Source organism: Herbaspirillum sp. UBA812, assembly GCF_002296545.1.
GTDB classification, from domain to species: domain Bacteria; phylum Pseudomonadota; class Gammaproteobacteria; order Burkholderiales; family Burkholderiaceae_D; genus Herbaspirillum; species Herbaspirillum huttiense.
The window spans coordinates 3,196-13,289 of record NZ_DBIC01000076.1; the positions used below are offsets into that span (position 1 = coordinate 3,196).

Annotated in this window: 12 protein-coding genes; 1 reads left to right on the top strand and 11 read right to left on the bottom strand. The window is 62.2% G+C overall.

What is annotated here, in order from left to right; all coding sequences use genetic code 11:
• The 6 genes from B3873_RS04870 to rpsP form a co-directional block, all read right to left on the bottom strand.
• Positions 1-692: CobD/CbiB family protein (locus B3873_RS04870; RefSeq protein ID WP_286864342.1), on the bottom strand; the 692-nt coding region annotated here is incomplete at its 3' end.
• 163 nt (positions 693-855) lie between these two features.
• Entirely contained in the window at positions 856-1,527 is a 672-nt protein-coding gene (locus B3873_RS04875) for a CoA pyrophosphatase (protein ID WP_286864343.1), read from the bottom strand.
• Positions 1,528-1,634: 107 nt separating this feature from the next.
• Positions 1,635-2,018: a 50S ribosomal protein L19 gene (gene rplS, locus B3873_RS04880; protein ID WP_008327243.1), complete on the bottom strand. Its 384-nt coding sequence runs from the start codon at positions 2,016-2,018 to the stop codon at positions 1,635-1,637.
• A 190-nt stretch (positions 2,019-2,208) separates the two neighbouring features.
• Positions 2,209-2,964, bottom strand: coding sequence for a tRNA (guanosine(37)-N1)-methyltransferase TrmD (gene trmD / locus B3873_RS04885; RefSeq protein ID WP_039786117.1), 756 nt, complete (start codon positions 2,962-2,964; stop codon positions 2,209-2,211).
• A gap of 84 nt (positions 2,965-3,048) precedes the next feature.
• Complete coding sequence (gene rimM / locus B3873_RS04890; protein WP_209533439.1) at positions 3,049-3,669, bottom strand: ribosome maturation factor RimM; 621 nt, start codon at positions 3,667-3,669, stop codon at positions 3,049-3,051.
• Between the two features lie 70 nt (positions 3,670-3,739).
• The gene (gene rpsP, locus B3873_RS04895; protein WP_039786121.1) at positions 3,740-3,994 is read right to left on the bottom strand and encodes a 30S ribosomal protein S16; all 255 of its coding nucleotides are present in this window, start codon (positions 3,992-3,994) and stop codon (positions 3,740-3,742) included.
• A 314-nt stretch (positions 3,995-4,308) separates the two neighbouring features.
• Here rpsP and B3873_RS04900 point away from each other — a divergent pair, with 314 nt between their 5' ends.
• Positions 4,309-4,737, top strand: a complete 429-nt coding sequence (locus tag B3873_RS04900; RefSeq protein ID WP_286864350.1) for an NINE protein — start codon at positions 4,309-4,311, stop codon at positions 4,735-4,737.
• A gap of 82 nt (positions 4,738-4,819) precedes the next feature.
• Here B3873_RS04900 and B3873_RS04905 read toward each other — a convergent pair whose 3' ends face one another.
• The 5 genes from B3873_RS04905 to B3873_RS04925 form a co-directional block, all read right to left on the bottom strand.
• Positions 4,820-6,604 carry an acyl-CoA dehydrogenase gene (locus tag B3873_RS04905; protein ID WP_209533441.1) on the bottom strand — a complete coding sequence of 595 codons (1,785 nt, stop codon included), beginning with the start codon at positions 6,602-6,604 and terminating at the stop codon, positions 4,820-4,822.
• 95 nt (positions 6,605-6,699) lie between these two features.
• On the bottom strand, positions 6,700-7,629 hold the full coding sequence (locus B3873_RS04910) for an electron transfer flavoprotein subunit alpha/FixB family protein (RefSeq protein ID WP_286864353.1): 930 nt from the start codon (positions 7,627-7,629) through the stop codon (positions 6,700-6,702).
• 2 nt (positions 7,630-7,631) lie between these two features.
• A complete protein-coding gene (locus B3873_RS04915; RefSeq protein ID WP_034332360.1) occupies positions 7,632-8,387 on the bottom strand; it encodes an electron transfer flavoprotein subunit beta/FixA family protein in 756 nt (251 codons plus the stop codon).
• Between the two features lie 220 nt (positions 8,388-8,607).
• Complete coding sequence (locus B3873_RS04920) at positions 8,608-9,567, bottom strand: 2-hydroxyacid dehydrogenase (RefSeq protein WP_286864355.1); 960 nt, start codon at positions 9,565-9,567, stop codon at positions 8,608-8,610.
• Between the two features lie 22 nt (positions 9,568-9,589).
• Positions 9,590-10,094 (bottom strand): carbohydrate kinase family protein (locus B3873_RS04925; RefSeq protein ID WP_286864357.1); only part of this gene is annotated, 505 nt, incomplete at its 5' end.

The window sequence follows — 10,094 nt, forward strand, 5'->3', positions numbered from 1 at the left end:
CGGCTGGCGAAGTTGCGCCAGGCGTAGATGGCATCCTCGAAGTTGCCGACCACGGCGAAGGCGGCGGCCGTCAGGCGTGCCGGAATCCAGTCGATCCAGTAGAAGGCCTGGGCGGCAAAGCGGCCGAAAGCTTCATATTTCATGTGATCCGGTTCGTTCCAGGCGCGCGAGAGATATTCGGCGACTCGGTACATCACCGCCAGCGCCGGACCGACCGGCATCAGGAACCAGAAGAACACGCCAAACACGTGGCGATGCGTGGTGATGAGCGCGCGCTCGGAGGCGATGCGCGAAATTTCGCTCACATCCATCGCCGTGGTGTCCAGCTTGGTCCATTCGGCCAGCAGGGTGCGGGCAGTCATTTCGTCACCACTGTTCAGCGCCAGCTGGATGGAAGTGAAGTAATGGCTGTAATGGCGGAAACCCAGGGTCATGTAGACCACCAGCACGTTCCAGGCAAAGGCCGCCACCAGGCTCACGTGCAGCAACAGCCAGTAGACCAGCGCCACCGGCACCGTCAGCGCCCCCACCATCACCACCCAGCCCAGGCGGCCATGATGAGCGTGCCCGGCGTTGAACCAGCCTTCAATGGTGGCCGCGAAAGACTTGATCGACGCGTATACCGGATTGTCTGCGCGCAGTGGTTTGAGTTGTTCGATTAACAGCGCAAAGAGAATGGAAAGAAATGTCATCAAGCTGCCTTAGGTGTCTCTGTAGCCCGTACGATAGCGCAGTGCAAGAGGGGAATCAAACAATTGATTCGTTGATCACAATCAAATGCGCGATGTCACGGATTTTTACTTATTTGAACATTAAAAGCGACATTGCGTAGCTGCGAGGCGACAAATCCTGTCGCTAGCTGCGCAGGAAGTGGAACAGGTTGCGCAGCATGCCCGCAGTCGCGCCCCAGATGAAGTAACGGTCATAGGGCATGGTGTAGAAACTGCGCCGGCCTACCGGCGCCGGCAGCTCGACGGAACGGCGCTGATGGTTCAGGCCATCCATGAGGAAAGCCAGCGGCACTTCGAAGATCTCGGCCACTTCGCGCGGATCGCCCACGGCCTCGAACGGCGGCTGTATCAGTCCGGCCACGGGCGTGACCCGATAGCCGGTGCCGGTGAAGTAATCGGGCAACGAACCGATGACTTCGATGTGCTGGCGCGCCAGGCCGATTTCTTCTTCGGTCTCGCGCAGGGCGGTCTCGATGGCCGAGCCGTCATAGTCTTCGCGGCGGCCACCGGGGAAACTGATCTGTCCTGCGTGGTCCTTCAGGTCAGCTGTACGCTGCGTGAAGAGAACCGTCATCCCCTCCTCCCTCAGCACGATCGGGATCAGTACCGAAGCGAGCCGGAAGCGTCCCTTGGACTCGGCCATGCGTGCCATCTGGTCGCCGCTGTGCTCGGGCTCCCAGCGCGGCGGGTCGGCGAAGCGCTGGCGCAGCCAGTCGGCATTCAGGCGCGCGGCCTCCAGCGCAGTTTCGCCGGCGACGGCATCTACAGGCAGATTGACGGGATCGAAACTGGCCACATTGTGCTCGCTTGATCGTGAGGTTGTCAGGACTTCAATCGGGTGTCAGAAACGAAAAAGGGGCGTCGCGAGACACCCCTTTTCCTGACGCATCAACAGGCGACCGATTACTCGGCAGCAGCAGCCTTTGCCGCACGGCTGGGCAGCTTTTCCTTGATACGTGCCGACTTGCCCGAACGTTCGCGCAGGTAGTACAGCTTGGCACGACGCACGTCACCACGACGCTTGACTTCGATCGAGGCGATCAGCGGCGAGTACAGCTGGAAGGTACGCTCAACGCCTTCGCCCGAAGAAATCTTGCGGACGATGAAGTTGGAGTTCAGGCCACGGTTACGGCGGGCGATAACGACGCCTTCGTAAGCCTGAGCGCGCTTGCGGGTACCTTCAACCACGTTCACGTTGACAATCACGGTGTCGCCGGGGGCGAAGTCGGGAATGTTCTTGGCGAGACGCGCGATCTCTTCTTGCTCGAGTTGCTGGATCAGATCCATTTTTTGCTCCTGTAACCATCTTGCCGGCGCCATTGCCACGAGGGCGGATTGTAAAGCCCGGTAGAGGATGGGGTTTCAAACACGGTGACATCGGCCACCGCACGGTGCAGGTCCGTTGCCGGGCCCGCGGTACTGCATTTGCTACAAACCTTCATCGGGCTGCCTGCCCGCCTGCTGCAACACGCCTGAATTACGGCTGCGCCAGGCTGCCCAGAAACTTTTCATCGGCCTTGCTCAGCAAGCCCTGCTCGCGGGCCCTGACGATGAGGTCGGGACGCTTGCTCTGCGTGGCTTCCAGTGCCCGCTGCCGGCGCCATTTCTGGATCTCGGCATGGTGCCCGCCCAAGAGGATGGACGGCACCGGTTCACCTTCATAGACTTCCGGACGCGTGTAATGGGGCGAATCCAGCAATCCGTTGACGAAACTGTCTTCCACTGCCGAGGCACTGTCGTTGAGCGCACCCGGCAAGAGCCGAATCACTGCATCCATCAGCGCCATCGCCGGCAATTCACCGCCGGAGAGGACGAAGTCCCCGATGCTGATTTCCTCGTCCACGCACTTGTCGAGCAGACGCTGGTCAATTGCTTCATAGCGTCCGCACAGCAGCACCGCCCCGCTGTCCTGCGACAGCCGCACCACGCGCTCATGCGTCAGCGGTGCACCCTGCGGTGACAAATAGATCACACGCGGCCGGGCCAGGCCCAGCGCTTGCTGCCGCTGCTGCGCCGCCTCGATGGCAGCCTGCAGCGGCTTGGCCAGCATCACCATGCCGGGGCCGCCGCCATAGGGGCGGTCATCCACGGTGCGGTGATTGTCAGTGGTGAATTCACGCGGATTCCACAACTGCAAGCCCCAGCGCTGCTGCTCCAGCGCCCGGCGGGTAATGCCGGACTGCGTCAGCGCGGCGAACATCTCGGGAAACAGAGTGACGACATCAAACTGCATCACGCCTCCATTTCCTGGGTTCTTTTGAATCGTTTGAATCTGCTCACATCAGCGAGCCGGAAAAGAAAAAACTGACCTTGAAGGTCAGTAATCCTTGTCCCAGTCGACGATGATCTTTTTTTCGCTCTGCTGCACCGTCTTGACGAACTGGTCGACAAAGGGAATCAGCAGTTCGGGTGCCGCCGCGGATTTCTCCTTGGCACCCTTCTTCGGCTTTGCGTCGGCAGCGGGTTGCGGTTGCGGCTCGGGCGCAGTTTCCTGCACCGGGGCCTTCACCACCAGGATGGGATGGGCGCCGTTGTCCATCATGTCGGACACCACGCCCAAGGCTTCACCCTGGAGATTTTCCACTGCCGAGCCGATCAGATCGACCCAGTAGAATTCATTGTCATCCAGCGCCGGGAAGTGCTTGCGGGAGATGGAGACCACCGTTCCCTTCATGGCTTCGGCCGCATTGCGGTCCGCTACCCCGGTCAGGCGCGCAACGACATCGCCGCTGTGCCCCTTGGACTGCATGACATCGACATCCTGCTTGGGCTGGCCGGATTTCTCCAGCCACCAGGTCTTGGCATTCAACAAGGCATCTGCCTCGGAAGAATAAGGACGCACGCGAATCCAGCCCTGGATTCCGTAGGCTCCGGTCACATGGCCGACGGTCACGAGATCGTCGGGTGCGGAGAACCCCGCTTGGGCTTGATCAGTCATGAGTACACCAGACCTGTTCTTCATCCGGGCGTCAGCAAAACTGACGCGGAATCAGACAGGAAAACCTGTATTAAGCAGCAGCCTTGGAATCGGCTTGAGCGACCAGGCGAGCAACGGTCGGCGACAGTTGTGCGCCAACGCCTTGCCAGTGAGCCAGACGGTCAGCAGCGATACGCACGGTTTCTTCCTTGCCGGAAGCGACCGGGTTGTAGAAGCCGATGCGCTCGATGAAACGGCCATCGCGACGATTGCGCGAGTCGGTTGCAACGATGTTGTAGAAGGGGCGCTTCTTGGCGCCGCCACGAGCTAAACGAATAACGACCATAATGGTTCCAGTAAGAATACGGACACGGAAAAGCCGCAGATTATAACGGACTTCCGCCCACCCGGGCAAGTTGCTTGGTGCTTTTGTGCCATAGACCAACGCACAACGCCCTGCAAACTCCCCAAAACACGGCAAAAGTGATGTCTTTTGGCATCACTTTTGCCCCTCCTCCGGCCAGGACTGCCGCATGGCAGCTTGTCCTGACGGAAATCACCCTGCGCCAGGGGCTCGGCTATACTGCTGCCAGACCTGACCACAACACGGCCGCCAGCGTCATCTCTGGCGGCTTACAACAGAATAAAGAGACGCGCAGCATGCCCTTGCCTTCCGCCCCCCGCCACAAGAACAAGACCCTGACGACTTTCCTGGCCACCGTCTTCGGCAGCATCGGCCTGCACCGTTTCTATCTCCACGGCGGCCGTGACCGCTTCGGCTGGCTGCACATCCTGGCCATTCCCTTGTCGCTGGCCTTGATGGCGGCGCAGCCGGACGCACCTAAACTCTTCACCGGACTGCCCTTCGTGCTGTCGGCGCTGATTGCCTGCCTGGAAGCGCTGGTGCTCGGCCTCACGCCGGACGACAAATGGGATGCGCGCTACAACACCGGTAGCGGCAAGAACTCCGAATCACACTGGATCCTGGCACTGATCCTGGTCCTGACGGTGGGATTGGGGGCCATGGGCGTGATCGCCCTGCTGGCGCGCAGCTTCGACCTGCTCTTCACTGGCGGGGCCTTCGGCTGAGCTGCTGCCCTGCCCTCACGATCCCAATGAACAAGCCCGGAACATCGTCTACGATGTTCCGGGCTTTTGTTTGAGGCCGGGATCAGAACTGCTCTTCAGCCAGTGCCATCACCGCTGCACCGCCATCGACGATGGCCGTGCGATAGGCCAGCGCCTGCGGCAGGATCTGCTCGGCATAGAAACGCGCGGTCGCCAGCTTGGCTTCGTAGAACTTGCCGTCGCCCTCACCCGACTTCAGCTTGCCCGCCGCAATGGCCGCTGCACGCGCCATCTGCCAGCCGCCCAGCACCACGCCGGCCATCTTCAGATACGGGACGCTGCCCGCGAAGACCGCCTTGATATCGCTCTTGACGTTGGCCACCACATACCCGACCACCTGTTCCAGCGCATCGGCGGCTTCGGCCAGGCGCGCCGCGATGGGCTGCAGTTGCGCATCGCCCTGCAGTTCGGCCACGGTCTGGCGCACCTGGGCGATGATGCCCTTGGCAACAGCGCCGCCGTCACGCACGGTCTTGCGGCCCACCAGGTCATTGGCCTGGATGGCGGTCGTGCCTTCGTAGATCGGCAGGATGCGCGCATCGCGGTAATGCTGGGCCGCGCCGGTTTCCTCGATGAAGCCCATGCCGCCATGCACCTGCACGCCGGTGGAGGTCACATCGATGGACATCTCGGTGATCCAGCCCTTGACGATGGGCACCAGGTATTCGTAGAAGGCCTGGTTGGATTTGCGGGTGGCTTCGTCATCGCTGAAGTGTGCCGCATCCGACGTGGCCGCGGCCACGTAGGACAAGGCCCGCGCCGCCTCGATCTGGGCGCGCATGGACATCAGCATGCGGCGCACATCGGGCTGGTGGATGATGGCCACCGGACCGGGCGAGCCGGCCAGGTCGCGCGACTGGATGCGGTCGCGGGCATAGGACACGGCTTTCTGATAGGCACGTTCCGACACCGACAGCCCCTGGATGCCCACGGCGAAGCGCGCCGCATTCATCATGATGAACATGTATTCCAGGCCGCGATTCTCTTCGCCGACCAGGGTGCCGATGGCGCCGCCATGGTCGCCGAACTGCAGCACGGCGGTCGGGCTGGCCTTGATGCCCAGCTTGTGTTCGATGGAAACGCAGTGCACGTCATTGCGCGCGCCCAGCGACCCGTCGGCATTGACCAGGAACTTGGGCACGATGAACAGCGAAATGCCCTTCACGCCTTCAGGCGCATTGGGCGTGCGGGCCAGCACCAGATGGACGATGTTCTCGGCCATGTCGTGCTCGCCATAGGTGATGAAGATCTTGGTCCCGAAGAGCTTGAAGGTCCCGTCCCCCTCCGGCACGGCGCGGGTACGCACCAGTGCCAGGTCGGAGCCGGCCTGCGGCTCGGTCAGGTTCATGGTGCCGGTCCACTTGCCGGAGATGAAGTTGGCGATGAAGGTTTCCTTCTGCTGCTGCGTGCCGGCCGTCATCAGCGCTTCGATGGTGCCATCGGTCAACAGCGGGCACAGCGCGAAGGAGAGATTGGCCGAGTTCAGCATCTCGATGCAGGGCGTGGCCAGCAGCTTGGGCAGGCCTTGTCCGCCGAACTCCACGGGATGCTGCACGCCTTGCCAGCCGGCTTCACCAAACTGGCGGAAGGCTTCCTTGAAACCGGGGCTGGTGGTGACCTTGCCGTCGGCCCAGCTGCTGGGGGCCTTGTCGGCAGAATGGTTCAGCGGGGCGATCACTTCACTGCAGAAACGGGCGTTTTCTTCGAGAATGGCCTCGGCCGTTTCCGGCGTGGCGTCCTCGCAGCCCGGCAGCGCATTCACGGCTGCCAGACCGGCCAGTTCGTTCATGACGAACAACATATCCTTCACGGGCGCGGTGTAACTCATCTCCAACCTCCAATGCGGAACGCTCTGCCGGCGTTCCTTGCTTGCACGAAAACACCCCGGCCGGAGCCGGGGCGAATACTACAGTTCAGGACAGATCAGCCAAGCTGCTTGACCAGCTCGGGGACGACCTCGAAGAGGTCACCCACCAGGCCGTAATCGGCCACCGAGAAGATCGGCGCTTCCTCGTCCTTGTTGATGGCGACGATGACCTTGGAGTCCTTCATGCCGGCCAAGTGCTGGATCGCGCCGGAGATACCGACGGCGATATACAGCTGGGGCGCGACGATCTTGCCGGTCTGGCCGACCTGCCAGTCGTTGGGCACGAAGCCTGCGTCGACTGCGGCGCGGGAGGCGCCCATGGCGGCGTTGAGCTTGTCTGCCAGCGGCTCCAGGATCTTGAAGCTTTCCGCCGAACCCATGCCACGGCCACCGGAGACGATGATCTTGGCAGCGGTCAGTTCCGGACGATCCGACTTGGCCACTTCACGGCCCACGAAGCTGGACTTGCCCGAATCGGCCACGGCCGGGATGCTTTCCACGGCTGCCGAACCACCCTGCGCGGCCGGATCGAAACCGGTGGTACGCACGGTGATGACCTTGATCGGGTCGATCGACTGCACGGTGGCAATGGCGTTGCCGGCGTAGATGGGACGCTCGAAGGTATCGGCCGACTCCACCTTGGTGATGTCGGAAATCTGGCCCACGTCCAGCTTCGCAGCCACGCGCGGCAGGATGTTCTTGCCGTAGGCGGTGGCGGGGGCCAGGATGTGGCTGTAATCCTTGGCGATGGCCAGGACTTGCTCGGCCACGTTCTCGGCCAGGCCATCAGCGAATTGCGGGGCATCGGCCAGCAGCACCTTGGCGACGCCTGCCACTTGGGCGGCAGCATCAGCGGCGGCCTTGGCATTGGCACCTGCGACCAGGACGTGGACATCGCCACCGGCTTGCGCTGCGGCGGTGATGGTGTTGAGGGTGCTGCCCTTGAGGCTGGCGTTGTCGTGTTCAGCAATAACGAGTGCGGTCATGATCAGATCACCTTGGCTTCATTTTTCAGTTTGGCGACCAGGGTCGCGACATCCGGCACCTTCACGCCGGCGCTGCGCTTGGCAGGCTCGGTGACCTTCAGGGTCTTCACGCGCGGGGCCACGTCCACACCCAGCTCGTCGGGCTTGACGGTATCCAGCTGCTTCTTCTTGGCCTTCATGATGTTGGGCAGCGTGACGTAACGCGGCTCGTTCAGGCGCAGGTCGGTGGTGATGATGGCCGGCAGGGTCAGGGCCAGGGTTTCCAGGCCGCCGTCCACTTCACGGGTCACGGTGACCTTGCCCTCTTCCAGCACGACCTTGGAGGCGAAGGTGGCTTGCGGCCAGCCCAGCAGCGCCGCCAGCATCTGGCCGGTCTGGTTGCAGTCGTCGTCGATGGCCTGCTTGCCCAGGATGATCAGCTGCGGCTGCTCCTTCTCGGCCAGGGCCTTGAGGATCTTGGCCACGGCCAGCGGTTGCAGTTCGACATCGGCCGCCACTTCGGCCAGGATGCCGCGATCGGCACCAATGGCCATGGCGGTGCGCAGGGTTTCCTGGCACTGGGTCACGCCGGCGGAGACGGCGATCACTTCGGTGACCTTGCCGCCTTCTTTCAGGCGCACGGCTTCTTCCACCGCGATTTCGTCAAACGGGTTCATCGACATCTTGACGTTGGCGATATCGACGCCGCTGCCGTCGCTCTTGACGCGCACCTTGACGTTGTAATCCACGACGCGCTTGACTGGTACTAATACTTTCATCGCATGGCCCTTGCAAAAAGGAATTGACGTAAACGTAAACTTCCGCAGGATTATAAAAGCAAAACGGGGTGCCTACCGGTTTTTAGCACGATCGTTCTTTTTAATGTTCGCAGCATACACCAAAGATTCACGTGAGCGGAAGAGGAAATGAAGAGAAGCTGAAAAAAACTTCATGCAGCGGAATTGAAGCGCGGCCTGCCCGCAGGCAACACCGCGCTGTTCAGACCGCCAGGTGGGGGACCGGTTCGCCGCGCAGGCCCGCCAGCAGGTTGGAGACGGCCAGCTCGGCCATGGCCAGCCGGGTTTCATGGGTGGCCGAACCGATGTGGGGCAAGGCCACCACGTTGGGAAGTTGCAGCAAGGGCGATTCGGCGGGCAGCGGCTCGACTTCGAACACATCCAGGCCGGCACCGTAAATGGTCTTGTCCTGCAGGGCCGCGACCAGCGCCGCCTCATCGACGATGCGCCCGCGCGAGGCATTGATGAAGATGGCACTGCGCTTCATGAGCGCGAATTCGCGTGCGCCGATCAGGCGTTCGGTATCGGCGTTCAGGGGCAGCATGACGCAGACGAAGTCCGCCTGGGCCAGCAATTCGTCCTGGCTGACGTAGCGCGCATCGAGTTCGCGCTCGGCCTCGGGATCGGGGCGGCGGTTGTGATACAGGATCGGCATGCCAAAACCATGATGCGCCCGCCGCGCCACCGCAGAGCCGATGCGGCCCATGCCGATCAGGCCCAGCGTCTTGCCGTGTACGTTCACGCCGAACTGGGCCTCACCGATGCTGCCCTTCCAGCGTCCGGCCTTGACGTATTCGGCCAGTTCCACCACGCGGCGCGCGGTGGAGAGGACCAAGGCAAAGATGGTGTCGGCAGTGGCTTCGGTGAGCACACCGGGCGTATGCGCCAGCATCAGCCCGCGCTGGCGAAAATAATCCAGGTCGAAATTGTCCACGCCCACCGAGATGGTGGAGGCGATCCTGAGTTGCGGCGCGCCCTCCAGCATGTCGTTGGTGATGGGCAGGCTTGCGCCGATCATGCCGTGGGCAGTCTTCAGTGCCGCGAGGAAATCGGCGCGGTTGTCTTGCGTAATACGGTCGAAGAGCGTTACGTCGCATTCTGCCTGCAGGCGCTGCAGCAGGTGCTCGGGCAATTTTTTGTAGACGACTACGTGGGGCTTCATGGCGATTCCTGTGAGAGTCAAATCAGGCCGAGGCCGCCTCCAGCTCGGCCCGGGTGGGCAAGCCTTCCATGTCGCCCACCACCTGGATGGCGAACGCCCCGATGCGGTTGCCGCGCATGACGGCCTCGGGTACCGGCAAGCCTTCCAGCATGCCGCTGATGACACCCACTGCGAAGCCATCCCCGGCGCCCACGGTATCGACCACTTCCTTCACCGGCACGCCAGCCACCCTGCCCTCGCCTTCACTGTTGCGCCAGTAAGCGCCTTCAGCGCCCAGCTTGATGACCACCATCTTCACACCGCGCTCCAGGTAGAAGCCGGCAATGGCGTGCGGATCTTCATATCCGGTCAGAAGCGTCCCCTCCGACAATCCCGGCAGCACCCAGTCCGCCTTGAAGGCCAGCGCATTCAACTGCTGTGCCATGACTTCGCGCGAGGGCCACAGCATCGGCCGCAGGTTGGGGTCGAAGGAAATCGTCTTGCCCTGCGCCCGCATGAACTCCATGGCGTGATGAGCAAAGGCCATC

Coding starts and splice junctions, on each gene's coding strand:
- B3873_RS04915 (WP_034332360.1), bottom strand. CDS start 8,387: ATGAAAGTATTAGTACCAGTCAAGCGCGTCGTGGATTACAACGTCAAG.
- trmD (WP_039786117.1), bottom strand. CDS start 2,964: ATGCAGTTTGATGTCGTCACTCTGTTTCCCGAGATGTTCGCCGCGCTG.
- B3873_RS04910 (WP_286864353.1), bottom strand. CDS start 7,629: ATGACCGCACTCGTTATTGCTGAACACGACAACGCCAGCCTCAAGGGC.
- B3873_RS04900 (WP_286864350.1), top strand. CDS start 4,309: ATGCCCTTGCCTTCCGCCCCCCGCCACAAGAACAAGACCCTGACGACT.
- B3873_RS04920 (WP_286864355.1), bottom strand. CDS start 9,567: ATGAAGCCCCACGTAGTCGTCTACAAAAAATTGCCCGAGCACCTGCTG.
- rplS (WP_008327243.1), bottom strand. CDS start 2,018: ATGGATCTGATCCAGCAACTCGAGCAAGAAGAGATCGCGCGTCTCGCC.
- rpsP (WP_039786121.1), bottom strand. CDS start 3,994: ATGGTCGTTATTCGTTTAGCTCGTGGCGGCGCCAAGAAGCGCCCCTTC.
- rimM (WP_209533439.1), bottom strand. CDS start 3,669: ATGACTGATCAAGCCCAAGCGGGGTTCTCCGCACCCGACGATCTCGTG.
- B3873_RS04905 (WP_209533441.1), bottom strand. CDS start 6,604: ATGAGTTACACCGCGCCCGTGAAGGATATGTTGTTCGTCATGAACGAA.